General features: G+C 63.5%; 17 protein-coding genes and 7 pseudogenes. 6 read left to right on the top strand and 18 right to left on the bottom strand.

The annotated features are described in order from the left end of the window. Positions 1–388: 388 nt before the first annotated feature. Positions 389–751 carry a hypothetical protein gene (locus tag ABIE67_RS48190; protein ID WP_370270764.1) on the bottom strand — a complete coding sequence of 121 codons (363 nt, stop codon included), beginning with the start codon at positions 749–751 and terminating at the stop codon, positions 389–391. 378 nt (positions 752–1,129) lie between these two features. Between ABIE67_RS48190 and ABIE67_RS48185 the strand changes: the two genes are divergently transcribed. The 3 genes from ABIE67_RS48185 (at position 1,130) to ABIE67_RS48175 (ending at position 3,490) form a co-directional block, all read left to right on the top strand. Then, a complete protein-coding gene (locus ABIE67_RS48185; protein WP_370270762.1) occupies positions 1,130–1,897 on the top strand; it encodes a hypothetical protein in 768 nt (255 codons plus the stop codon). Positions 1,898–1,929: 32 nt separating this feature from the next. Further along, positions 1,930–2,532, top strand: coding sequence for a hypothetical protein (locus tag ABIE67_RS48180; protein WP_370270759.1), 603 nt, complete (start codon positions 1,930–1,932; stop codon positions 2,530–2,532). A 292-nt stretch (positions 2,533–2,824) separates the two neighbouring features. Continuing rightward, a complete protein-coding gene (locus tag ABIE67_RS48175; RefSeq protein ID WP_370270755.1) occupies positions 2,825–3,490 on the top strand; it encodes a transposase family protein in 666 nt (221 codons plus the stop codon). Here ABIE67_RS48175 and ABIE67_RS48170 read toward each other — a convergent pair. The 4 genes and pseudogenes from ABIE67_RS48170 to ABIE67_RS48155 form a co-directional block, all read right to left on the bottom strand. Beyond that, positions 3,391–3,600, bottom strand: a pseudogene (locus tag ABIE67_RS48170) (IS6 family transposase); the annotation flags it as partial. The gene ABIE67_RS48175 and the pseudogene ABIE67_RS48170 overlap by 100 nt on opposite strands. A gap of 199 nt (positions 3,601–3,799) precedes the next feature. Continuing rightward, positions 3,800–4,168: pseudogene (locus tag ABIE67_RS48165) on the bottom strand (transposase); the annotation flags it as partial. Positions 4,169–4,425: 257 nt separating this feature from the next. Next, positions 4,426–5,700, bottom strand: a complete 1,275-nt coding sequence (locus ABIE67_RS48160) for an IS701 family transposase (RefSeq protein WP_370252079.1) — start codon at positions 5,698–5,700, stop codon at positions 4,426–4,428. 113 nt (positions 5,701–5,813) lie between these two features. Further along, on the bottom strand, positions 5,814–7,154 hold the full coding sequence (locus ABIE67_RS48155; RefSeq protein WP_370270751.1) for an IS701 family transposase: 1,341 nt from the start codon (positions 7,152–7,154) through the stop codon (positions 5,814–5,816). Between ABIE67_RS48155 and ABIE67_RS48150 the strand changes: the two genes are divergently transcribed. Both ABIE67_RS48150 and ABIE67_RS48145 read left to right on the top strand, forming a co-directional pair. After that, the gene (locus ABIE67_RS48150; RefSeq protein WP_370270748.1) at positions 7,117–7,551 is read left to right on the top strand and encodes a transposase; all 435 of its coding nucleotides are present in this window, start codon (positions 7,117–7,119) and stop codon (positions 7,549–7,551) included. The two genes, ABIE67_RS48155 and ABIE67_RS48150, sit on opposite strands and share 38 nt — an antisense overlap. 181 nt (positions 7,552–7,732) lie before the next feature. Continuing rightward, positions 7,733–8,569: an IS3 family transposase gene (locus ABIE67_RS48145; protein ID WP_370270743.1), complete on the top strand. Its 837-nt coding sequence runs from the start codon at positions 7,733–7,735 to the stop codon at positions 8,567–8,569. Here the strand turns inward: ABIE67_RS48145 and ltrA are convergent. Then, complete coding sequence (gene ltrA, locus ABIE67_RS48140) at positions 8,518–9,795, bottom strand: group II intron reverse transcriptase/maturase (protein WP_370252180.1); 1,278 nt, start codon at positions 9,793–9,795, stop codon at positions 8,518–8,520. The two genes, ABIE67_RS48145 and ltrA, sit on opposite strands and share 52 nt — an antisense overlap. Positions 9,796–10,383: 588 nt before the next feature. Between ltrA and ABIE67_RS48135 the strand changes: the two are divergent. Beyond that, positions 10,384–10,572: pseudogene (locus tag ABIE67_RS48135) on the top strand (integrase core domain-containing protein); the annotation flags it as partial. Here ABIE67_RS48135 and ABIE67_RS48130 read toward each other — a convergent pair. From ABIE67_RS48130 to ABIE67_RS48075, 12 genes and pseudogenes are all read right to left on the bottom strand, one after another. Then, the gene (locus ABIE67_RS48130) at positions 10,554–11,333 is read right to left on the bottom strand and encodes a transposase family protein (protein WP_370251851.1); all 780 of its coding nucleotides are present in this window, start codon (positions 11,331–11,333) and stop codon (positions 10,554–10,556) included. The pseudogene ABIE67_RS48135 and the gene ABIE67_RS48130 overlap by 19 nt on opposite strands. Positions 11,334–11,733: 400 nt before the next feature. After that, positions 11,734–13,218: an MFS transporter gene (locus tag ABIE67_RS48125; RefSeq protein ID WP_370270741.1), complete on the bottom strand. Its 1,485-nt coding sequence runs from the start codon at positions 13,216–13,218 to the stop codon at positions 11,734–11,736. 241 nt (positions 13,219–13,459) lie between these two features. After that, positions 13,460–14,214: pseudogene (locus ABIE67_RS48120) on the bottom strand (transposase family protein). Between the two features lie 1,457 nt (positions 14,215–15,671). Beyond that, a complete protein-coding gene (locus ABIE67_RS48115) occupies positions 15,672–17,084 on the bottom strand; it encodes a sedoheptulose 7-phosphate cyclase (protein WP_370270739.1) in 1,413 nt (470 codons plus the stop codon). A gap of 107 nt (positions 17,085–17,191) precedes the next feature. Further along, positions 17,192–18,391 carry an acyl-CoA dehydrogenase family protein gene (locus ABIE67_RS48110; protein WP_370270737.1) on the bottom strand — a complete coding sequence of 400 codons (1,200 nt, stop codon included), beginning with the start codon at positions 18,389–18,391 and terminating at the stop codon, positions 17,192–17,194. An 87-nt stretch (positions 18,392–18,478) separates the two neighbouring features. After that, the gene (locus ABIE67_RS48105) at positions 18,479–19,531 is read right to left on the bottom strand and encodes a methyltransferase (protein ID WP_370270735.1); all 1,053 of its coding nucleotides are present in this window, start codon (positions 19,529–19,531) and stop codon (positions 18,479–18,481) included. A gap of 480 nt (positions 19,532–20,011) precedes the next feature. Then, a pseudogene (locus ABIE67_RS48100) lies at positions 20,012–20,214 on the bottom strand (transposase family protein); the annotation flags it as partial. Then, positions 20,183–20,700: pseudogene (locus ABIE67_RS48095) on the bottom strand (IS5 family transposase); the annotation flags it as partial. The pseudogenes ABIE67_RS48100 and ABIE67_RS48095, both read right to left, overlap by 32 nt. Positions 20,701–20,769: 69 nt before the next feature. Then, positions 20,770–21,462, bottom strand: coding sequence for an SDR family NAD(P)-dependent oxidoreductase (locus ABIE67_RS48090; RefSeq protein ID WP_370270733.1), 693 nt, complete (start codon positions 21,460–21,462; stop codon positions 20,770–20,772). Then, complete coding sequence (locus ABIE67_RS48085) at positions 21,459–22,334, bottom strand: cupin domain-containing protein (RefSeq protein ID WP_370270731.1); 876 nt, start codon at positions 22,332–22,334, stop codon at positions 21,459–21,461. The genes ABIE67_RS48090 and ABIE67_RS48085 overlap by 4 nt, the downstream gene beginning before the upstream one ends. Further along, positions 22,331–23,682, bottom strand: a pseudogene (locus ABIE67_RS48080) (amidohydrolase family protein). Before ABIE67_RS48080 ends, ABIE67_RS48085 begins: the two are co-directional and overlap by 4 nt. 237 nt (positions 23,683–23,919) lie before the next feature. After that, complete coding sequence (locus ABIE67_RS48075) at positions 23,920–24,570, bottom strand: helix-turn-helix domain-containing protein (protein ID WP_370270728.1); 651 nt, start codon at positions 24,568–24,570, stop codon at positions 23,920–23,922. Between the last annotated feature and the right edge of the window lie 35 nt (positions 24,571–24,605).

Below are 24,605 nucleotides of genomic sequence, written 5' to 3'. Positions count from 1 at the left end.
GTCAACTTGAGTGGGGTGTCTCGGGGCTGGGAAGATCGCCGGGTTCGTTGATCTTCTCGGGGAGAGGTCCGTTGTGGGGCCGAGGCGTCGGTGTCTCAGGGGTTCCGGTTCCCGCCGGAGGTCATCGCCCACGCGGTGGGGCTGTATCACCGCCTTGAGGAAAGTCGCGGCCGCCCAAACCATCACAGAGCGCATGCCAAGCAACTAAAAAGCCCGGCCAGTGGGTTCGGAACCTGGCCGGGCAGTGCCGGATCTGCCAGAGCCGTAGAAAGACCCGACGCGATGATCATTGCAGACCATCTTTCAGGCCGCCTCTGCCTGCGGCCGAACCGCGAACAAGCCCAGGGCCCGTTGCCAGGTACCGGCGTGCATCCGGGCAGCCAGTTCCTCAGCCTGCCGCCCCGGCACTCACGTGCATGTCGGGATGCGGGAACACTGCGAACCAGGCTCCACCCGGCAGGGAAGTGAAGAACGCCAGATGCACCCGCCAGCCCGGCCGTGGCACCGTCTGACGTGTCACGAACAGCAACCCGCGTCCGACGAAGACGACCCGGGAATACGGCTCGTGCACCAGGGCGGTCTCGAAAAACGGATTCCCGGCACCCCGGGCGGCCAGCCGTACATGACCCAGGTCATCCAGCCGAAACGGCCGCTGTACCGGAAGCATCACCGCTCCCTTCGCAGGGGGCGGCCACTGCGCGGCGCGCGACGCGCGGCACCGTGTCGGCGGGAACTTCTTGAACGCATACATCGATCAACGTCAGGACCCCGCCGCAGGTGCCCGGCGACCAGAACGATGTACTTGCTGCCTGCCCTGCGAGTTCTGCGAGGAAGCGCTTCAAGGACAAAGGTGCAGCCATGCCCGTCACCCTACCGACGGGGACGCCCGGCTGACAGGCGGCTTCCCGGCCTACGGCCGGGCATCCGTGAGGCGAGCAGGGCCAGCTCCACGCAGGCAGCGGCGCATGCGCGGACCGAGCACGCAGCGCTCCCACGCCGGCTTCCGCACCGCGGGAAGGCCCCCGGAGGACCCTGCTCACGACCTGCTCCTCGGCCTATGAGCACACCGGTCGATCGCCCGTGAATCCAGCCCCAAGATGCAGTCGGCCTGTGCGGCTACCGTTAAGCCGTGCCGATGACGATCAGCAACTGCTCTGCCTGCGGCGGCCAAACCTGGGTGAACACCGCCGACACCCCACGGTGGTTCTGCGACTGCGGAGCCGAACAGACCGCCTCCACCGCCGCCTGGGCTGTGCCGCTGGTGCAGCGCCGGCCGCAGCGGTCTGCCGTCCGTCACGGCCAGGCATCCTGTGCCGACTACGGCTGCACCCGTACCGAGTGCCGCCAGGCGGCGCGCCGGGCCCGCCGCAGGCGCAACCACGATCGCCTGCGCGGTCTCCCGGCGCGCGTCCCGCCGTACGCCGCCGCCCGGTGGGCTGTCCGGCTGCGTGAACAGGGCATGTCCGCACAGGACATCGCCGACAGGGCCGGCCTGTCCGTGACCCTGGTCCGCCGCCTGCTGCGCACCCCAGAACAAGGCCAGGCGGCGCGGGACATCGCCCGCACCACCGCCGAAGCCATGCTCGGCATACCGCTCCCCGCCCGTCGCGAACCCAGCACCCCGGGCCTGACCGACTCCGCCGAAGCATCCCGGCTCCTGGCCGACCTGGCACGTGCCGGATGGCCTGCCCCCGCACTCGCTGCACGTCTTGGCGTCAACCCCCGCACCGTCGCCGAAGTCCGCGACAAACGCCCCCGCCTCCATCTCGACCTCGCCCTGCGGATTCGCCGCCTGCACCGCGAACTGATCAGCCTCGACCCCGTCAGCCAAGGCATCCGCCCCGCCGACGCCGCCCGCGTCCGCACCGCAGCCGCCCGAAACACTGCCGGGCTCTGAGGAACATCCGCCGCCGACCCAGGAGAGCCCCGTTGACCGCGACAAGGTACGTCACGACACCAGAACTGGCCGCGCGTGGCTGGACACCCGCGATGATCCGCAACCTGCTCGGCACCGCCGACCGCCGCCAACCCAATCCCCGCTACCGCAGGGCCTCCCCCATGCAGCTGTATGACATCCGGCGGGTCGAGCAGGCCGAGGCCGGCCCCGAGTTCACCGCCGCCCGGACCAAGGCCGCACGCCGCTCCGAGACCGCCCGGCAAGCCGCACACCGCCGCAGGACAAAGACCATGACGGCCGTCGAGCAACTCGCCATCACCGTGCCGGTGATGGGCCGCAAGGAACTCATCGAGCGGGCCTGCGATGCCTACAACCGATGGGAAGGCGGCTTGTTCGACGAGCCCGCCGGCCCCGACTCCGACCCGGCGTTCATCGAACGCATCACCGTCAACCACATCCGGCACGACCTCGCCGAGTACGACCAGACCCTGGCAGACCAGTACCGCCTCCTCGGCGGTGATACGGCCAAAGCCCGGATCCGCGAACGCGTGTACGAAGCGACAGCCCACGCATATCCCTACCTCGCCGAAGAGTGCCGCCGACAGCAACACCGCCACGTCGACAACCACACCTAGCCCTGGATTTCGCACGTGGTGATGTGCTGTCGACGTTCGCCGGTTGCGACACGGCCTCATGGTCAACGTCGCTTTCTAACGACTTGGGGAGCAATGGCGTTGGGCCCGTGACATGCGAAAAGACCGCACGGTTAGGAAGGTTGTGAAGCGATCCTGGGCCCGTGCGGCCTGTAGCCATCCTGCCCTGTCCGGTGTCTCACGCCAACATCTCGGCGACTTGATCGAAGAGCTCGCGCCGAAGTGGGCGGCAGTTCGAGAATCGGTCCTGCGCGAGCGACGTGGCGGTCCCCGCATGCGGGCGGCAGGTGCCGGCCGCAAGCAGAAACTGGCCTTCACCGACCGGCTGCTGGTCACACTGGTCTACCTGCGTCACCAGCTGCCGCATGCCGCACTTGCCCAGCTGTACGAGGTGGACCGCTCCACCGTCTCGGCCGCGATCCGCGAGGTCCGCCCGCTCCTGGCGGCCCGTGGCTTCGCCGTCCCCGACCGCCCGGGGGTGCGGCTGCGTACCCTGGAGGACGTCTTCGCTTACGCCGCCGCGGAGGGCGTGGACCTGCGCATCGACGGAACCGAGGTACAAGTCCGCCGCCCGCGTGCGGGACGCCCTGGCCGCAAGGCGTTCGTCTCCGGCAAGAAGAAGCAGAACACCATCAAGACCACCACCTTCAGCGACCACCAGGGCCGTACCCTCTTCTCCGGCGTCATCCGGCCCGGCCGCATGCACGACCAGACCGCCGTGCGCACCGAGGGAATCGCCGAGCAGTTCCACCAGCACCCGATGGGGCGTCGTCAACTTATCGAGGCTGGTGGGTTGTTGGGGTGTGGCAGGGTGTGGTGGGGCCGGATGGCAGCCTTGGTTCAGCCTGCCGTGGGCAGGGCAGTGACGCCGGTGATGTGGTCCCAGACGGTGAAGCGGGTGGTCATCTCTGCCCGGTATGCGGGTGCGGTCATCAGGTGACGGCGGGGCCGGAAATGAGGCGAAATCTGACTGAACGCGGACAGGAACTTCTGGGCTGACCGGGGCGAGCGGAAGTACTTCATGGCGCGTTCGCGCTGCCTCGTCGGTTGGGCCCGTCAAGAAACAAAGTGTCGACGAGCACCGCTCCTGAGCTGCAGCGTCAAGAGCAGAAACACGCAAGTTATTTCTTGACGGGCCCGTTGGTGGCTGTTCTCGGCCCGGAGGTTGTCAATTCCTTTGTGTATGTAGAGGTGTGTGGCCTTGCTGGTCGGGCCTGCGGGTTGGCTACTGTCGGTGATCTTGCTGGGGTCAGAGGGGGAGGCGGTCGGGGAAGGCGAGCATGAAGTGGTTCATGGCGCGTTTCCAGCCGAGGGTGCCGGTGCCGCGGACGCGGCCTTTGGGGATGGGACCGTCGCCGTCGATGTGGCGGCCTTCGATGCGGCGGATGCCGAGGTAGAGGAGTTTGACGGCGGCGTCGTCGCTGGGGAAGTGGCCGCGCGTCTTGGTGATCTTGCGGAGCTGGTAGTTCAGGGATTCGATGGCGTTGGTCGTGTATATGACCCTGCGTATCTCGCGGTCGAAGGCGAGGAAGGGGATGAATTCTTCCCAGGCCCGTTCCCAACTGGCAATCAGGCCAGGGTAGTTCTTGCCGTAGTTTGACCGGAGCTCGTCCAGCGCGGTCAGTCCCTTCAGCTGTAGATCATGGTGGTTGCGGGAGTTCTGTTGGTGTGTCGGGTCCGGCTGGGACGGTGTGACCGTGTGCTCGGCGGCGTCGGTGGCAGGCACGGGCGATGGCCTGGTGGAGGCGGCGGTAGGCGGACCAGGCCAGGCCGTGCCGGATGCGTTGGTGGCGGTCGGGCAGCGGGGTGAGCAAGATGAGCAGGCGCCTGATCTCGAAGGCGGTGAAGCGGACGGGGGCGGGTGGGCTGCTGGGATCAGGCGGGTCCCCCTCTCTCGGCGACGGGTGCTGTCGGCGCGGGCTGGCCGTAGCGGGTCCGGGCCAGCGGGCCGTTCTCGCGGGCGGTGGCTGCGTCGCAGCCGACCAGGAACGCGGCGGCCAGCTGGGCGAGGGTGACGTGCCGGTACCAGCCGTGGAAAGAGCGGACCTCGTAGTCAGCCATCCCGCAGGCGGACTTCGCCAGCTTGATCGCCTCTTCCACCCGCCAGCGCGCGCCCGGCACCAAAACGATCTCCTCGACCGGGGTGTCGGCCGGGCCCCAGCCCAGGTAGTAGTCGCGTTTGCCGGGATCCTCCAGGCGGCGTCGCGCGACCAGCCACCGCGCCCACGCCTGGCCATCGACCATCTCCTCCTCGCCGGGGAGTCGCCGCACCCACCACTGCCACGTGCGGGTATCCAACTGGGAGGGCCCGGCGGGCAGTTCGACCCAGTCCTCCTCCCGCGCGACCCGCTCCACCAGCCGGGCGGCGTGCCGCCAGCCCGGACGCTGCAGCACCGGCGAGTTCGCCTGCACGTTGACCACGTACGGCAGACGATGTTCCTCCAGGAAGGAACGGAACGCACGCTCGCGCCCGTACACCTCGTCGGCGGCCACCCACACCTTCCCCGGCTCCTGAGGCAGGTCGGGCAGCGCCCGCTCGATCATCGCCTCCGCCAGCCGTGGCTTGGTCAGGAAGCCGCGCTGCTCGGGCACGTGCGCGGCCCGGCAGCGATCCGGCTCGTCCGTCCATTCCCGTGGCAGGTACAACTCCCGGTCGATCAACGCCTGCCCCGCACCGGTGGCCCACGCACACATCACCCCGATCTGGCAGGGGAATACCCCGCCGAGCGTCCCGGAGTGCTGCCTCGCCACCCCGGCCGAAGCCTTCCCGCGCTTGGCGAACCCGGTCTCGTCCACCACCAGCACCCCGGCCCCGCCGGGCCCCGCGCCCACGCCGTCGTCCGCCAGCTCGGCGACGGCGTACCGGCGGGTGAAGTCCCGCACCCCCTCCACGTCCCACTTCGCCCGGTCCAGCAAGTGCTGCTGGTTCCACGGCACACGCTCTCCGGCCCACTCCGCCAGCTGCCAGCCGTTCTTGCGCGAGACCGGCCCCAGTAGGCCCCGGACGCACATCTCCCCATGCCACTGCGTCTCCACCCGGCCGAACAGGTCCCCGACCCCCACCAGCAGATCGTCCAGCCGCCCCGCCCACTCCTCCGCCCACTCCCGGTCCGACACCTCGACCGGGACATCCAGCAACTCCGCCTTCATACACGGCAGTTACCCAGCTTAGAGACCCTCGAACTCCCGCAACCACCATGATCTACAGCTGAAGGGTTAGACACGGCAGCTGTAGTTCTTGATCGGTTGGTCATTGTTGCTGGTCAGGTGGTTGCTGCGGCGGTGATGTTGTTCCAGCGGCGGTGGGCTTCGGTGGCTTGCTGTTGATGGTGGCGGCGCCATGCGGACCAGTGCAGGAGGTGCTCCAGGTCGCGGCGGGGAGGGCGCAGGGCGGTGGCGCGTAGGAGTCGCAGCAGCTCGCGGGTGCTTGAGGGGGCGAGTGGGCCGCTGGGTGTCTGGGCGGCGGCGCGGGCTTGGGTGACGGCCAGGATGGCTGCGGCGAGCATGCTGATCAGGCTCCAGCGCATCCAGGAGTTCCAGCAGGTGGTCTGGCCCTCGTCCAGGCCGCAGTCGGATTTTCCGGCCTGGAAGTCCTCTTCGATTTTCCATCTGCAGCACACCACATCGACCAGGGTGGCCATGGTGACCGCGGTTGCGGAGTGGCAGCGGTAGAAGGAGAGTTCGCGGGTGTAGCGGTGGCGGCGCACCAGCAGGTAGGAGTGGCCCGGCCCGGCGCTTTCGGGGGTGTCGTCGGCGAGGACGCCGATCATGGCCCAGTCGTAGTGACGGTCGCCCTTGGTCCCGTGGCCGGTACGCATGCGCATCCAGGTGCGGCGGGGTAAGCGGGCGGCGAGTTCGGTGGCGGTGAAGCGGCCGGCTGGGGTGGTGACGCGGTGGTCGGCGCGGACCGCGAGGGCGTAGTCGAGGCCGAGTGCCCGTGCATGCCGTCGCAGCTCGCGACCGCCGTACACCTCGTCGCCGGCCAGCCAGCGGGCCGGTATCCCCAGGGCACGTACACGCTGCAGCATGGCGGCCGCGAGCTGTGGCTTGGTGGCGAACAGGGTCTCGTCGGGGACGTGGGTGAGCAGGCGGCGTTCCTCGTCGGCGGCCCACCCGGCGCCCAGGTAGAGGGCGCGGTCGATCAGCGTGTGCCCGCTTACCGAGGCGTAGGTGAGGTGGACGGAGACCTGGCACAGACCGATACCGCCGAGCGCCCCGGAGTACTGGTGGGCCGCTCCCACGCAGTCGGTCGAGGACTTCTCATCACCGGTCTCGTCCACGATCAACACCGCCTGGTCGTCCGCGAGTTCACCGGCCGCCCAGGTCATGAGCCGGTCGCGGGCCAGATCGTGGTCCCACACACCACGGGAGAGGAAGTGCTGCAGCCGGTGCGGGCCCGAGTGCCCCAGCGCCTCGCCGAGCGTCCAGCAGTTGCGCGTATCGAGCTCCATCAGCATGCCCTCGGTCATCTCCCGCGCCAGCAGGCGCGGTTCCCGGCGCGGGAAGCAGTCAGCGACCTCGGCCATCACCGCCCCGAACGCGGCCGTCCACTCCTGCCCGGCTATCGTGGCCTCCACGGCCACCTGTTCCTTGATCGTCGTCACAAACGCTCATGATCACGGTGGCCGTCCCCCTACCCTCGGCCGCCCCCGCACCCCCGTTGACCAGCACGAACACGCCAACGATCAAGAACTACAGCTGCCGTGTCGGTTGTCGCAGAAACGTAGGAAGTTCACTCCTGAGTATCGGGAAGAGGCCGTGAAGATGGTGATCGAGACGTCGCGTCCGGTTGCCCAGGTCGCCCGGGAACTCGGACTTGTCGAAGGCACGCTCGGGAATTGGGTCAACGCCTACCGCCGTGAGAACGTGGGAGAGGAGCCGCCCCTGACGGTGGATGAACGGGCACGGCTCCGCGAGCAGGAACGCGAACTGAGGGAACTGCGGCAGAAGGTCGCTTTCCCGGAAAAAGTCGCAGCGTACTTTGCCAAGGATCCTCGGTGAGCGACAAGTTCGAGTTCATCGATGCCGAGTACGCGACATCCACCACGGATGGCGTCCCGCGACGTGGTGTAGGGGATCAAGACACCGGAACCCGCAGGCCAGGGACATGGCTCAGCCCGTTCCCGTGTCCAACTCACCTCATCAGCACGCTTCTTGGGCTGCCGCCTCCGCATAGATCGCTATGAGCCTCGAACCGGAAGGCGTAGCGCTTGATCCCCTACACCACGTCGCGGGACACGACCCCACCACGAACACCGAAGAGATACCGCCGGTCGCGAAGATGTGTGACTGGCTGGAAGTGTCCCGCTCCGGATTCTACGAATGGCGGAGCCGGCCGGTTTCGGCGACCGCCCGGCGACGGGAGGAACTGAAATTACTGATCACCAAGTCTTTCGAGGATTCTGACGGCACGTACGGCTACCGGCGCGTCCACGCCGACCTCACTGCCTGGGGCGTGGCCTGCGGGCCCGAACTCGTGCGTGACCTCATGCGGGAGCTGGACCTCCAGGCCTGCCAGCCACGGCCGTGGCGCCACAGCCTCACCGAGAACGACGGCCGGGCCGGCCCGATCCCCGACCTCGTGAACCGCGACTTCACCGCCGACGCGCCCGGCCGGAAAATGGTCGGTGACATCACTTACATTCCGACCTGGGAGGGCTGGCTATTCCTCGCCACCGTCATCGACTGCCACACCAAAGCCGTGACAGGCTGGGCGATGGACGACAACTACAAGACTCCGCTCATCGAGGCCGCCATCGAAATGGCGGCGCGCAATCATCCGCTCTCCGAGGACGCCATATTCCACTCGGACCGCGGCAGTAATTACACCTCGGAGCAATTCGCCAAGACGCTGGACAGATTGGGCATCCGGCAATCAGTCGGACGGACCGGTATCTGTTACGAGGTGAGTCGGCGGCGGGAATCTCACCCACCGCCGCTCTCAGAACCGTGCGTGAACCTCGCGACTCACACGGCTCCCATTGTTGAACCAGTAGGCAACGCGCCATGCTTCCAATGAGCGAACATGCCCGGGAACGCTGAGGCGATCTCAGCCAGCCTTCTCCGGGCCTTCCTTGAGGCACGACGATACCGTTTGTACTTCCTTCGGGCCCATTTCACCAGGAACGGATTGATCTGCTGCTCCAGGAACCTGATCAATCTGGACTTGTAGAAGCGCCCATAGTAATTAATCCATCCCGCCACGACGGGGTTGATCATCGCGGCGATCTCCCGAAAGCTCAGCTCGGTACAGCGCCCCAGTCGCCAACTCCGGACAGTCCTCGCCATGGACTTCATGGCTGTTTTGCTCACTGCGGGAAGGAAGCCGGTCTTCAGCCTCCCATCCCGCAAGCGAGCTGCCCGACGACGGAAGGTGTACCCCAGAAACGTGAACTCTGTGACCGGGAACTCCCGTTCACGACCTTCCTGTTTGCAGTACACCACCTTGGTTTTCTCCGGATGGAGATGTAATCCGAACTGCAGCAACCTGCGCTCGATGATGTTGCGGACGAAGTTCGCCTGCTTCTCACTGGCACAGTGCACTACAGCATCGTCGCCGTACCGCTCGAACCTGATCGCCGGATACTCCCGAGCCAACCACGCGTCAAACGCGTAGTGCATGAACAGATTCGACAACAACGGTGAAATAGAAGACCCTTGAGGAGTCCCCTTTTCCCGAATGGCGAGCGTTCCGTCGGGCTGTTGCACGGGGGCGACAAGCCATCGCTTCACATACAACAGAACCCACGAGAGCTTGGTATGCCTTTCCACTGCCGCGATGATGGGGGCGTGCGGCACGTTGTCGAAGAACCCCTGGATGTCGAGATCGATCACCCAAGGATGCCTCCAGCACCGCTGCTTGCACGTCTCCACCGCCTCCAGCGCGGACCTCCCCGGGCGATAGCCATACGAGTCCTGATGGAAGACCAGCTCCGCGTCAGGCTCCAATGTCATGGCCACTACCGTCTGAGCGATCCTGTCGGCCACGGTCGGAACCCCAAGGATCCGAGTCCCAGCGCCGGCTTTGGGAATATCAACCGCTCTCACGGGTGGGGGGAAATAGCTTCCCGAGGACAGCCGATTCCACAGCTTGTACAGGTTGTTCTTCTCATCCTGCTCAAACTCCGCTAACGACTGCCCATCCACCCCAGCCGCTCCCCTGTTGGCCTTGACCTTCAGGTAAGCGTTCCAGACTAGCCGCTTCGGAATATCAAACGGCTTGCCAGCTGGTCTCGTCTCGACCATCCGATTCCTCCCATCACTGGTTGATCGCCGATCGACACCCAACAACACGCCCCCTTCGCTCCGCCTCTATTACGGAGGTTTCATCACTACTACGGGACGTTCCGCCCTCCCGACGCGCGACCGGTACTCCGGCCCTCATGGCTCTTTACCACTTGCGCCTCTCCCTCTCGCGAGCCACGTCAACCCGTGGATCGCAGTTTCGCGTCAAGGAGTTCTCCAGTTCCGTTGTGAAGCCCCGGACTGAGCTCGCGCCACCTTCATGCCGGACACCGCCAGACCAGTAGACAGGTTCCCGTCTGACTTATCCCAGGACAGCATTGAGGCCCTGGTTTTGATGTCGTCCACGCTTTACGACACGTCATCAGTGGTTCACTTGCGTTCGCCTTCTCAGCCCCCACCTGCCGCATTCAGTACGGCTTTTCCATGACGCTCACCACCACGGCTCATTCACCGCAGCAGCTCATGGTGGTTTGACACCTGCACCTGCATGCCGATGCCGAAGGACCTACCTTCATCTCCACAACAGCATGGCGACCGTTCGTTTCCGTCTTCTACATCAGAAGCTCACAATCACCTTCTGGACACACCAACGCGCTCGCCGAAAGCTTCAATGCAGCCCTCAAACGCGAGACGCTCCGCGGCGCCCACCGCTTCGACGGGGCCCGCGCCTGCCGCCTGGCCGTCTTCCGCTGGACCACCCGATACAACACCCGCCGACGGCACTCCGCGAACGGACAGCAGGAGGCTTATTCACGGGGTCACCAGCCGTTCTTGTAGAAGGCGAGGGCGGTGACGGTCTTGGCGACGAGGGGGAACCGGGTGAGAGGGCCGCGATAGCGAGTGGCGAGGACCTTCCAGTCCTTCAGATGTGCGATCGCTCGTTCGACGGCGGCGCGGAGCTTGCCGATGCTCTGGTTGAACACCTTGTCTTTGACGGGGCGTTCCTGACCGGGTGGCTTGCGGCGGGCGGTGAGCATGCCGGAGCCGACATAGCCCAGATCCCCCATGCTCTCCCGGTCGGCGAAGGCTTTGGGAAAGTGGGACTGGCGCCAGGCGTACATGTCGTGCCGACTGCCGGGTACCGGCGCGGAGACGGCGAGCAGGTCCCCGCTGAGAGTGGCGGCGACCTGCAGGTTGAAGCCTGTGTCACGATGCTTGCCGGAGAACATCGTGGTGCCCTCGCTCGCCCAGTCCCACGTGGTGACCAGGGTCCCGTCGGCCAGGACGATCCTGCCGTGTGAGGCGTCGGCGGGGTCGGGCACATGCTCGGCCAGGGCCGTCTCCACCACCGGGAGCAGCGTGGTCCACCGGCGCGAGACGGTGGCCTGGGAGATGTGGAACAGTTCCGCCGCCGCTTGCTGGACGGGGTTCTGCCGCAGCAGGAACAACACCAGGACCACGGACTTGTACAGGCCCAGCGCCCACATCCGTCCCGGCACCACGGGCGGATCGGGGTCCTCCACCAGCATCGTGTGGACCCGGACCACCAAGGCCTCCAGTTGATCCGCTTCCAGCCCTGTCGTAACGTTCCAGCTCAACGGCCCTACCCCGGTGGAAAACTGACGTCGTCGCAAACGCCAGGCTACCGAGCAGAACCGTCTTGCTGATCAAGAAACCAAGCCCGTGAATAACCCTCCAGGCACCGATCGCCTACGAGCAACAGTCAGCTACCCTGACACTCGCCGCATAACAAAACGAACAGGTGTCCACCCCTCGGGGTCAAGGCCCATACATCGCACGAGAGATCTACCGGCTCATCGTCCCCACGAGGCAGGCGACCGACCATCCAGACCCCGCACAAACCACTGCTTGACATCCATAGGGGCATCAACGCCTTCGGTAGCACGGGCCACAGTCAGAAGATCCGCAGCGACTGTCCGTCAGGTCGGTCACTACCTGCACGCTCACCCCAATGCCGATGGTGCGCCGAGCCAGTCACTATCGCTGGGCCGGTTTCGTGGGCAGTGTCGCGCCTATGGAACGATACGCCACGGCCGTGACCAGCACCAGTATGGCGAATGCGCCAAGCAGGGCGAGCGTGAGACCGCTGTTGAACGCCTCCGCTGTAGCAGTAGAGATCGACTTGTCCGCCGAGGCGCGTGAGGGGGAGATAGTGAGCGCCGTGGCAAGTTGCTTCTTGGTGAGCTTGCTCGATGCGTCGTCGGTGAGGGCTCGGCAGTAGCCAAGGGTGAGAAATGACGAGTACACAGCTATGCCGATAGCTCCGCCGAGCATGCGGGCCGCGGCAAGGACCGCGGACGCGGTGCCGGGGTCGGTGGCCTTGGCCGTGCGCCCCACAGCAACGTTCAACGCGCTGTTACCCGCGCCCAGCCCTGCCCCGACTACGAGGCAGGCCAGCACTTGGGACGGGCCGGGGCCCTGAGACAGTGCCATAGACAGCAGGACGGCGCCCAAAGCCATTGCTGCTGCCGCTCCGGTCAGTACGGTTCTGCCGCCAAAGCGTTGAGAGAGGCGGGCCCCAACAGGAGCCGCCAAAAGAATCGCCAATGCAGCCGGGGTCATGTACGCGCCGATCAGCATCGGGCGCAGGTCGGCTACACGGCCCAGATAGATAGCGTAGTAGTAAGTGAATCCGCCGAAGGCGAAAAAGAGGGCGCAGGCGAACAGCGCGTAGGAGCGGAACGCCGGTTCCCCCAGCAGGTGACCCGCGAAAGCCGGATGACGGGCTCTCGACGTCATAAAGCGCAGGGCCAGGCCCGCGCCTACGGAGACCATCGCGGCACCTGCCAGATGGGGCCACAGCAGAGATGCACCCTGCCACACCGTGAGCCCGTAGAGAGCACCTGCGAGGGACAGAGCCAGCAAGGCTTGGCTGACCGGTGCGATAGGAGCCGTCCGTCGCTCGTGCCGATCCGGCAACCAGCAGAACGCGACGGCGAACCCGAGCACCGAGCCCACTGCGGTGACGGCGAAGGGGCCGCGCCAGCCCGCAATCTGCATGGCAACAGCTCCGACCGCCGGTCCGGCCACCGCACCCGCTCCCATGGTCGCCGTCCACGCCCCCACAGCCTGGGCGCGGTCCGACGGATCAGGATGGGCGCGTACCACGATGGCGAGTGTCAGCGGCGTGAGCACAGCGCCCCCGGTGCCCTGCAGAGCGCGGGCGGCGATCAACTGAACCGGGTCAGCAGCCAGGGCGCACAGCGTGGCGGCGATCGCGAAGATACTCAAACCGGCCAGGTAAACACGCCTATGCCCCAGGCGGTCACCCAGGGCACCGGCCATTAACAGAGTTGAGCAGACAGGCAGCTGATAGGCAATAACCACCCAAGCAACCATCGTCTCCGACAACACCTGTTCCTGGGCCAAACCAGGCAGAGCGACCGCAGTCAACGCGGTATTGGCACTTCCCAGGAAGAGGCCGAATCCGCAGGCCGCAAGAGCACGCCGGTCAACGGACAAATCATTATCCCTTCTGGACCATCAGCATTGCCATCGGCCGGTTCACAACCCGACTTGACCGATTGCGTGCCGATTCCACCTTCCTGAACGTGGCCTTCAGTACCTTTCGAAGAGATCGCTCCGCGTTCTGCAACCTCCCTTCAGGCCGCCTCGTGACTTCCGGTAACGAGTTCCTTCATCCTGAGCGATGCCCCTCGCTCCTTTTAATTCGGCAGAGCGAAGAAGGGTTGAATGAGCATTTTCAGCGGCCACTCTCGAGGGTGAGGATGGCTTTGGCTGCTGTGGTGAGCCAGGTCGGGCTGCAACGTGCCTTGCGGAAGATGCGCCACGTTTTGAGGCGGGCCATGCCGCGTTCGACGGGGTAGCGGAGGCGGGCGTGTGCCTTGTTCAACGACCGCTGGCTGACGGTGAGTTCTTGGCGTGGACGGCGGCGTTGCGGGGTGGCGAAGGTTTCCGCCGGCGCCGAGATAGCCCAGATCGGCCAGGACGGGGATGCCGAGACGGATGCAGGTGGTGATGATGCGGTGCCGGCGGGCTGCGGTGAGGTCGTGCGTGCGGCCCGGCAGAACCGGTGAGACCCATAGAATCCGGCCCGTCGGATCGGTGATGACTTGGAGATTCACGCCGTGGCGGCGGTGCTTGCCGCTGTAGTCCCTGCGGCCGTCGCCGACCGGTCTCACTCCGCCAGTGTGCCGTCGACCAGCACATACCCGGCCTCGCTCTTCGCCTCGCGCAAGGCTTGGGTCAGTCCCGGAGCCCGGCGTGCCAGAAGTGTGACGACGGAGCAGACGTAGGCCTGCGCGGTGCCGACGCTGATCCGGAACCCGGCCGCGATCTGGGCCAGGGTGGTGTGCTGGCGCAGGTACACCAGCGCGACCAGGGCACGCTGTGCGGACGCAGCTTGCACCGGCGGTCACCCTCCCGGAGGACGATCAGCATCGTCACCGTCTCCACGAGGGCGTGCGGCAGGTCGAGTAAGGCAGGATAGGCAATCAACGGGGCTCCCCGGCAACCGAGATGAGACGTCAGATACCTCCCTCAACTGCCCGGGAGCCTCGCCCGTTCTGCCACCCGCATGCTTCCACCAGCTTCACCCGATCAGTGGCCAAGCTGAAAATGCTCAATCAACATTGGCCGAGGACTTGATGGGCCTGCTGCATGCTCTGGACTATCGCATGATTAACCTCTAAGGTAAGTCGACTCATTTAGAGCGCCTCCGCGAAAGGTATGACAATTTGCTCCACATGCTGACAAACACCTTCTCCATGACCCTTAGGATTCATACAGTGACTAACACGCCTCACATTCTTTACCCAACCCGATGGCAGGGTGTGCCAATCCATAGGCGATGCGGTCTCCCCTCTTTGAGGGCAACGGCGCGGATAGTTTTCAGGACAGACTTGTATCACTCGCACACCTTCCGGTTTAGTAGCATCTTTCTGTGTCTTACGTCGGCGTGCTTCGCCATCTCCAGGTGAATATTTCATTTCGACCAATTGGAAATCGCCGCGCTGGCAGATTATTTGCCAGATTGTGTACGCTGCCTGTGTCCACGCAGCAGGCCCGCTCAGCGGGCTGGGTCTGATGAACCTTGAGCCGACTTCGAACAGGACGTGACTACATGCCACCAGAGGAGGCTGAATGTATCGATGACTCAAGCAATAGAATGTTAGCCAAATGCTAGGAGTCTTATATGCACTCCCTGCGTGGCGAGCCGCACTGGCACTAGCCACCCCTGAGGGAAGATCCTGACGTGATGGCGGCCAACGCCCCCAGGAAATAGCTACCACCGGCGACAATGTTGGCGATCTTCCTGGCTTACTCTCGCTCTCGCAATAGCCGAGCGGTAAGGCAAACACCATGAATCCGTGGACACTTGGCATTCGAGCCGGATTCACCCGCTCCTTCGGCGGCTGAGCCGCCGCCGCTAGGGCCAATGCTGACGCGCCAGTATCCACATAGTATAAAATTGCTCCTTCCAGCCTATCCCTTTCGAGGCTTGCAATTTCCGCTCTCGTTAAGGACTTCGGTAGCGATTTAAAGAAATCACCATTGGCGATACAGGCGGTATGGCCAGATTGAAGAATTGGACTTACTGAAACTATACCCCCCTCCCCCTTTAGATTTTCACAAAATAGAGTCCACCACTCAAGTAGAGCGCTGGGGGACGCGCCCCAAGGCAGTGCTACCGCGTCCGGGTTTGACATACACTTCCTCCCGGAATTGACTTATTCTGGATTAGATCATTACGCTGCGGGTCCTATCGGTGTTCAAGATTCGACCATTCAGGTTTTCGTGTTGAAGCTGGGCTAAAGATGCACGGTTTAACAAGTGCGCTCCTTTGCCCAAAATGACGCACTTGAGGCTCCATAGGGAAATGAACGGTGCTCTTCATGCTTCAGCGGTCCAGTACTTGATAGAGATATTTGCTCTAAGGTTCCACGCTAGGCGCTTTATCCCTTCAAATACATTTCCGTACCGGCCCCGTGATCTGGAAGCTGTCGACAAATCTTCCGATGCTTGTTTGTCGCAGCCTTCAGCAAGTCACTCGAAATTACCTGTGCGTAGTCACATTCGCCGATCTGCCTTTTAGGTAAAGGCGCGCACAGACCCTCGCCGCCTCGCCTCCGCCGCACCGTTTCCTGAGTTTTCACCATGCGATCTATGTCCTCAATGATCGGGTGGTAAACGGCAAGCCCTAGGCTCCTACACAACTCTATGATCCGAACACATTGATCCTCTGTTATCCAGCTCATCAAAACCGCGATTTGTGCACTCAAACACATTTCAATCGACACGGCGTGACCATGCAGAAGGCGAGCCGACAGCTCGAACTTATTGCTCCATGTGTGGCCGTAGGCGTGCGGGCGATCCTCATATACTTCAAATAGATTGGTTCCCTCATGCTTAAGGTAGGAGGCTACCGTGCGGTACAGCACGTCATCTGCCACATCGGCAAGCTTGGGATCTCGGAGATCCGAAAAGCGCGCGCTTATCAGTGCTGCACCATGGCGTTCAAGTATGCTGAATAGCTCAGAATCATCAACGATTCCCATTTTGACGATTTCAGCTACGCCGTGCCTGACATACGCTGGATCGAGGGTGCCAAATAGGTTGCGATCGACCAAGGTAATAATAGGAGGATGAAATGCCCCGAGGGAATTCTTGAAGTTGTGCGCGTTGACGCCCGTCCGAGGGGAAGGGCCGGCGTCTATTGCGGCTATAAGGCTGGTTGCTAACATTACATATGGCGTGCGGCGGTGAAGCAACGAGCAGGCCATACCTGCCACATCGTGTAGAACGCCTCCACCAATTATCAAGACTGGTTCCTTGCGCGGCTGATTAATGTCGGGTGAGGCTAGATAGTCTACTATTTTAAGAACGCTGGAAAGATTCTTATCCTCCTCCTTGGCTGGACATTCGAGCATCCGCAATTTAATGCCATGCTCGGCAAAATAGGATTCAATCCGTGCCCTGTAATGGGCAAGGACTTCCTCGTCGACAACCGCAGTACACTGCCCAAACGTTTGATATATTTCCGTCAGTGTATTATTCTGCGCCGCAAAGATGTCGGCGGTTACCCTGTACTCGGAAGTCAGCGTAAAACTTGATGTTAGCTCGAGGCGCCTCTCACAAGAATTTCCATATAGCAGTCCTTTGTTATCATAGTGAGTTCCGATTCGATATGAGCTGTCATGCTCGCGGCCGATCTGCCGTCGACTGATGTCCTTCTCTGTGGACGCTGGCAACATCTCAGAGCCTTTCTGGTTATTTCGCAATTTACCTGTCCCGACCCTCTGAGTAGGAGCGTGAATTTTGCCCAAGGAGAGTGCTTTACCTGGCTGGCCCCGGTCAGCAGACAGCACACAACAATAATGGCGGTCAAGCGATAGGGAAAGTCCGGGAACTAATAGAAAGCCAGAAGCATCCTGCGCTAAAAGTAACTCTGCAAACAGAATTGGTGGGAAACGGTCTAAAGAAACGGTGTTCCGGCGTTCAGGCCTGCAATCGTCCGACCGTACAGTTCGAGATTCGTATTGATCTCGAGCATGGCATGAAGTGAAAGTGCCTGCATGTCGCGTGTGATTCGTTGAATAGGAATGTTTTGCTGAATCGATGATGCCCCACTGATGGAGTTCAGTATCTGGGTTGCCTGCCGGGACAGCCGGACTACCTGTGCTACCTCGCACCGTAGGGCGGCGCGCTGCGCCTCGCTCAGTTCCGCTCGCTCTTCGGCAGTACTCCACACGGTTCGGGCTGCATGCCAGGACAGTAATTCGGCACTTTTTATGGCGACAGCTGCTTCAGCAAGATTTAGATGTGTCACCGGTGCTTCAGCCTGTACAGCGTAGCCGGTGTAAGTGATACCTCGGCCTGGAAGCCGCTTAAGGAAGGCTTCCATAGCACCTCGCGCTATACCGAGGGGCGCACCAGTGCTGTTGGCCAGGACGAAAGGGAAAAACGCACACTTGTACAGCGTGCTTGTCCTATTGGACTCCGACTGATATTCGCCGCGGGAGGCTGCCTCGACAGGAAGTGTGCGGTGAAGTGGAACAAATACATCTTCGGCTACGACAGTATTACTGCCAGTGCCGGCCAGGCCGCTAGGATTCCAATCTCTCACAATCTCTAGATCTCGTATCGGGACGAGCGCCAGCAAAGTAGACTGAGATGCGTTGTCGCTGTCCACTTGCCCGGCAAGCATGTCCCAGTCTGCATGCAAACATCCGGTGTTGAATGGCCATCGACCCGTTAGACGGTAGCCGCCTGTTACAGGAACCAGATGTCCGTGCGGGCTCAGAACACCTGCCACGCGGGCATCTGGAGCTTCAAATACTTCATCTTGAGCCATGTCATCAAATAGGCCCACAAACCAGCTAGTCACTGAGAAGACTGAATTTACCCATGCCGTTGAGGCGCAGCCTTTGCCCAGTGCAGCAAGAACACGAACTTGGGTAGGTAAATCTGTCTCCAGACCACCATAACGCTTCGGCGAGGTCATTCGAAATAACCCCGCGGATTGAACCAGTTCCAGATTTTCGTCTACCAGTTGACGATTGTACTCGCACTGGCCAGCATTTCGCTGCAGAGCCGGAATCAAATTGTTGGCTTGACGGACCAATTCGCTCTCTGCGTGAGAAGTTGACTTCCCGGAAATTGATGCATTGATCACCGTTACACCTCGCCATCCTGTTTATTCGGCCCTAGATGTCGCCACTACCCGAGGGTTGGAATGGCATTTATACCGTAACATTTTCGGCTATATTTTGTAGCCGATAATGGCACCATTTGCGCCAGCTGCTTTTACGGAGAATTTGACATGCTCAATCTTGGTGAATCCGGAATCGAGAAGCCAGCTAGCGTATTCCTTCACGGATCGATTTCGTCCGTAGGTTTCGATCAGCATATTCAAGTTCATGAGTGCAGCGGACTGGGGTCCTCCTCTGCCATCGTCTATGAATGCTTCTGCGATGACTATGCAGCCCTTGTTTTCTAGCGCTGCATAGCATCTCCCGAGGAGCTCAATGCATGTCGGGTCTTCCCAGTCATGAAGTATGTTTGACAGGAGGATCGAATCAAATCCGCTAGGGAGCGGAGAATTACTCAAGAAATCTCCAGCCCTCACAGATATTCTGCCGGTGGTATCTTGTTGATTAAGCGCGTTCCTCGTAATGTCGCACGCGAAAGGCAGATCAAAGACCGTGGCTCGAAGTTGCGGAAAAGTCTTGCACAGTGCGAGGCTAAACGATCCAGGCGCACCTCCTAAATCCAGGACGCTTTGGTACTTGCTGAAGTCGAACGACTTGCTCAAAGCAGCAGCCGTGAACACGGATAACGAATGCATGGCCTTCCAGAAGTAGTCCACTTTTAATTTGTTCTCTGGGGAAAATAATTCACCTCTCTCTGTAAAATTTTTTCTTGCAGGATCCCTAGAGTATAGGGCCATTTTCAGCTTAACCCAATTCAGGTACTCACCCTTATCTACGTAGGCGATATAGTCACCGAAATAGAATTCTTGCCCCTCTACCAGGAATTTTTGAGCAAGCTCACTATTGCGATATTTGCTGGCATCCTTCTTTAGTAGGCCTATGGAGGCGCAGGCGGAAAGGATAGCGTCCGCAGAATATTGGGAAACTCCAAAACGTTTGGATACGTCGCTGGTTGTTACGCCCTGACTGTCCTTCAACCAGGTAAACAACTTCATTTCTATACAGACTGCAAGAAGGCGGGAAACTCGGAATCCGTCCGCGATTTCAAGTAGGGGAGCAGGGCTAAGGAGCTCTTCTTTGTCTGGAATGTCAGCGTGGCGCATATGTTACCCCCTGCTGAGGTAAGAAAGGGTCATAGCTTGAAGGAGGGTCGAGGCGTTTAGTGCTGCTTGGGACTCTGGCGTCTAGCATTGCGTGCGTCGACAGCGTTTGGCCTGTCGTCAAGTACATGCGCTGTGAGGGAAGAGGGATGCGGTATGCCTGTCGTTCTGCTTGTGCGGAAAGGTGACAGGAGTTGGCCTGTCGGCTGCTGTTGCAGGTATGCAGCTAAGGCAAAGGTGCCGACAAGTCGCACTTTCGATCAAAACGGATAGGCAGTTTAGGGATCAAGCTTTGACTATCGCATTGACTTGATTTGCATCATATCCCTGATTGCAAGGCGTGTATATAGCTGGTGAATTTGAGAGCGTGTCAAATATCGAAACTTTGTGCCCTTGTGAAGGCCGGCTCCCTCCATGGCCTGTTAGTCGTTAAGCGAGACATGAAGAGTGGGCGGTGGGGATTGATTGAGCTTCTTCAGCGTTGAAGATCCGCCAGGACTTCAGGCGCGCGACGCCACGATCGACCGATGCCCGTGCCGCGGCCAGGGCCCGGTTGACGGTCTTTCCGGTGAGGGTGAGTTCCTGAAGGGTTTGCGTTTGATGCCCGTGGCCACCCAGAGGCCGCCGCCCTGGTAGGCGAGGTCGGCCAGGATGCGGACGCCCTGGCGCTCGAAGATGCGGATGATCAGAGAGCAGATGGACCTTGCTGGTCAGCCCGCCCTGCGAGCGCCCCAACGCCTCGCGCCCATCTGCTTCCTCACGTGTTCCGCCCCCTTTTGCGGGTGGTCGGCCGGAGGTTTGCGGGGCGCCCCGGCCGCGTGCTGATGCGCCCGGCAGGAAGTGGAGTCGACGTTCACTGCCCACTCCTGACGCTCCGCCTGGTGGGCGAGCGCCCCGTCCGGGTCGCCGGCATCCGCCTCGATCTGTAACTCCTCAAGGACGGCCTTCCAAGTGCCGTCGGCCGACCAGCGGCGATGACGTTCGTAGACGGTCTGCCAGGGACCGTACCGTTCCGGCAGGTCAGGCCAGGGCACCCCGGTCCGGGCCCGGAACACCACCCCGTTGATCACCCTGCGGTGATCCGCCCACTGCCCACCCGCCTTGCCGTTGCGGGGCAGGAGCGGTTCGATCTTCCGCCACTGCGCATCCGTGAGCTCGTGTCGCCGCACCATGAGGGCGTCCTGCCCGGCTGGCCACGAGATCCACCCAGCCCACCAAGAGCCATCAGAAGGGCCCTAGCCCTAGCCCAGCAACCACCCTCCGTCCACGGCGAGTTCGACCGCGTTGACCGATCGGTTGTGCAGCAGGAAGTCCACCGCGTCCACGACGTCCGCCATCGTGGCGAGCCTTCCACCGGGCGTCCTTGCCCGCAGCCCCGCCAGCACCTCCTCGGGTTTGCCGGCCCAGTAGGGGCTGTCACCGACGACCCCGGGATGCACGGCGTTGACCCGCACGGGCGCCAGCTCGACGGCGAGGGTGTTCACCAGACCGCGCACGCCCGCGTTGACGGTCGCCACGGTCGTCGCCCCCGGGTAGGGGCGTTCCTTGGCCTGGCCGCCGAACAGTACGACGGCGCTGTCGTCGTGCAGCCGTGGGCCGAGGGCGTGCACGACCTCGGTGTAGCCGACGAGTTTGAGCGTGACGAGACGCAGGGCCGCCTCGATGTCGTAGTCGGCGACCCGGTTCTCGTCCCGTGAGACGCCCGCGATCACCAAATGGTCCACGCGTCCGACCCCGGCGAGCGCGGCGGCGATCCCGGCCGGCCGGGAGAGATCGAGAGCGAGGCCCTGAGCGGCCCCGATCTCCTTGGCGACCGTGCCGGCGCGATGGGCGTCCCGGCCGGTGACGACCACCTCGTCGCCCTGCCTCGCGCGTGTGCGGGCGAACTCGCGGCCGATCCCGGACGTACCGCCCACGACAAGGACACTGCTCATCGGTCCAGTGCCTCCCTCAGATACTCCCAGTCCCGAGTGAACCGGTACGAGTGCCGCGGCGGCGGCTGCGGCGCCTGTGTCTCCAGCCAGCGCACGGGCCCCTGACCCGCGTTGGAGAACCCGTGCACACAGCCGGCGCCCGCCCACGCGACGTCCCCGGGCCCGAGTCGGTACCGCTCGCCGTCGAAGGTGGCGTCGACCAGGCCCTCGACGATCAGGTACGTCTCCTCGAAGGGGTGGTCGTGGCTGCCCGCGACGCCGTCGGGGGCGTACTGCACCATGAACATGGTCGAGGCGACCGCGCCGAGGTCGCTGTCGACCATCATCTTCACGGTGATGCCGCTGTACACGAGGAGCGCGGTCCGCATGCTCGCCGACACCGCGAGCAAATCCTGCGACTGCTTGCCGGGGTCCATCTGAGCCGGTTCGAAGTGCCCGAAGGACCGGGTGCGCGGGTCGCGTACGTCGATGCGGACGGGGTCGCGTTCCGGCAGCGCGGGGACGGCCTGGGTGTCGTGGCCGTAGCGGGCCCGCGGCACCGGCGCGAGCATGTCGGCCCAGCGGCCGCCCGTGTCCCCGGTGCCGCGCCAGGCGTGCGGGACGCCGGCCGGGAGGAGTCCGTAGTCGCCCTCTTCCAGGAGGTACGAGCCTTCGGGCACGTCGAGGATCACGGCACCGTCGAGGACGTGGAAGCTCTCCTCGTAGGAGTGCACATGGGCCGCGACCCGGCCGTCGGGCCGCAACTCGCACAGGCCGAAGCCGGTGTGCACGCTGCCGTCCGCCTCGCCCACCAACTCCCGCCTCCGGTGGCCGAGTTCGTCGTACGGCGGTTCGGGGACGTCGGCGGCGAGACGCACCAGGTGTCGGGTCATGCGGCGCTCTTCGCCTCCTTCGCGGCCAGGAGCCGGTCGCGGGACTCCTGGACGAGCCGGCGGGCGCGGTCGACGTCGGCGACGAGCCTGCCGTCGCGCTTGTGGATCACGCCGTCGACGATGACCGCGTCGACGTTGGAGACGTCGGCCGACAGGGTCACCGCGGCGGCCGCGTCGTGCACGGGGGCGACGTTCAGCGCGGTGGCGTCGACGGCGACGACGTCGGCGCGCTTGCCGGGGGTGAGCGAGCCGGTGCGGTCCTCGACGCCGGCGACGTGGGCGCCGTTGAGCGTGGCGAACTCCAGCATCTGACGTGCCGTCAACATGGTTTCCGGCACCGGCATGTTGGCCTTCCAGCAGTCGGCGTTGACGCGGGCACGCTCGGCGCCGAAGGCGGCACGCATCTGGTGAACATGTCGCCGGGCACGGTGGTGACGACATCGATGCTCAGGGAGGGGCGCAGTCCGTACTCGACGGCCGTCATCACGGGCGGCCAGCCGTGCCCCATCTGGAGCTCGACCTGCGGCGCGATCGAGACCGTACCGCCGCTGTCGGCGACCATCCGCCACTCCTCCTCGCTGAGGTAGCAGCAGTGGATGTAGGTGGTGTCGGCGCCGAGGAGCCCCAGGTCGTTCAGCTGCTTGACCATGCCGAAGCGCCCGGCGAGGCGGCCCATGGCGACATGCACGGTGATGGGGATGTCCAGTTCGCGGGCGAGCGCCCACTCGGCGGCGACGACGTCATTGAGGCAGAAGCCGGGGCCGCGGGTGGCCAGCGCCATGGTGAGCAGGCCGTCGTCGGAGGCGAAGTACTTCCCGCGGATCCGCCGGACGTCGTCGCCGGGGATCGCGATCTTGCTCTCGAACCAGTAGTCGGCGAGGGAGGTGTTGGCGCTGCCGTACGCGTACTGGGCGCGGATCCCGCTCTCCGCGAGGCCCCGGATCGCCGCGTCCGGATGCTCGGGGGAGTTGTTGATGTGGGACCAGTCGACGAGCGTGGTGATGCCGGCGTTCAGGCACTCCAGGGCGCCGGCGAGGTTGGCCGCGTACACGTCCTCGGGTGTGTACAGCGGGGCGAAGGTGTCGAGGATGTCGACGAAGTAGTCGTCCAGGGTGGCGTCGGGGGCGACGTTGCGGATGGACGCCTCCCAGGTGTGCCGGTGGGTGTCCACGAAGCCGGGGATCACGATCCGGCCGGTCATGTCGAGCACTTCGGCGTCGGCACTGATGTCGGGCCGCACCGCCGCGATCCTGCCGTCCTCGATCAGGACGTCGCCCCGGGGCAGGTCCCCGATGTCGGGATCCATCGACAGCACGTGACCGCCACGCAGGACTGTTCGATTGGTCATCGCCCTTCCTCCCATGGGGTGTTCAGTAGGCGACCAGGCCGCGTACGGTCGCCACGACCTTGTCGACGGTGGGAAGTCGGAGCGGCTGAGGCTCTCGACGAGGTGGTGGCAGGCCAGCCGCCCTCTTCACAGCCGGTCAAAATCGGTGTGCTCTCCCCGTCGAGGCCTTGAGTCCGAGTGTGCGGATTGCTGTGGTAACACCCACACTTTGGAGTGAACGACTGTCCTGATCAGGTGTCAAGTACAGTCGTTAACAACCCAAATGCCGGTAGCCGGCACCTCTCCGCCGTTGCGGTAGCGGTGCGGAGTCGTCGACTCAAAGCAGACCGCGTCGCCCGACCGCAGCGTGTACTCGTCGAGGCCGAGAGTGAGGATCAGCTTGCCTGAGATCACATAGCCGTACTCGGTCCCCGCGTATCGCATCAAGCCACCGAAACTCGAGGAGGTGCCGCCAGGCCGGTAGGTCACTAGCAGGAAGTCGACGTACGTGCCGGGTAGGTGCCCGAGACGTTCCCACACCACGCCCGAGTCGAGTTCCAGCGTCTGCCGCTGGTCTGGGGTCACCAGCGGTCCGATTCGGCGGCCTGGGTCGGCGGCGAAAGCCGCCAGGGCCTGCGGCACGGTGCCCGCGGTCGTACCGGGCGTGGCCACAGCCGAGGGCGGAGCGCCGGTTCCGCCCGCGTCGAAGAGTGACTCCAGGGAAGTGCCGAGGACCGTCGTGATGGCGTAGAGGGTGCTGACCGAGGGCTGGCTCTTGCCGTTCTCGATCTGCGAGACGAGGCTCGCCGACACGCCGATCTCACGCGCGAGCGCCCGCAGGCTCATCCCGCTCGTGAGACGGGCCTGCCGGATGCGTGCGCCAACGGGCGGCGTGACGGCGGGCGACAATAGACGACTCCTCTCGGCGGAGCGGCACCATCGAA

Origin of the sequence: Streptomyces sp. V4I8, assembly GCF_041261225.1 — a bacterium.
In the GTDB taxonomy this organism is placed as follows: domain Bacteria; phylum Actinomycetota; class Actinomycetes; order Streptomycetales; family Streptomycetaceae; genus Streptomyces.
The sequence above is the reverse complement of the archived record's forward strand: the minus strand, read 5'-3'. Positions and strand labels throughout refer to the sequence as shown.

Coding starts and splice junctions, on each gene's coding strand:
- ABIE67_RS48190 (WP_370270764.1), bottom strand. CDS start 751: ATGTATGCGTTCAAGAAGTTCCCGCCGACACGGTGCCGCGCGTCGCGC.
- ABIE67_RS48175 (WP_370270755.1), top strand. CDS start 2,825: ATGCGGGCGGCAGGTGCCGGCCGCAAGCAGAAACTGGCCTTCACCGAC.
- ABIE67_RS48160 (WP_370252079.1), bottom strand. CDS start 5,700: ATGAAGGCGGAGTTGCTGGATGTCCCGGTCGAGGTGTCGGACCGGGAG.
- ABIE67_RS48145 (WP_370270743.1), top strand. CDS start 7,733: ATGAGCCTCGAACCGGAAGGCGTAGCGCTTGATCCCCTACACCACGTC.
- ltrA (WP_370252180.1), bottom strand. CDS start 9,795: ATGGTCGAGACGAGACCAGCTGGCAAGCCGTTTGATATTCCGAAGCGG.
- ABIE67_RS48105 (WP_370270735.1), bottom strand. CDS start 19,531: ATGCGCCACGCTGACATTCCAGACAAAGAAGAGCTCCTTAGCCCTGCT.
- ABIE67_RS48090 (WP_370270733.1), bottom strand. CDS start 21,462: ATGAGCAGTGTCCTTGTCGTGGGCGGTACGTCCGGGATCGGCCGCGAG.
- ABIE67_RS48085 (WP_370270731.1), bottom strand. CDS start 22,334: ATGACCCGACACCTGGTGCGTCTCGCCGCCGACGTCCCCGAACCGCCG.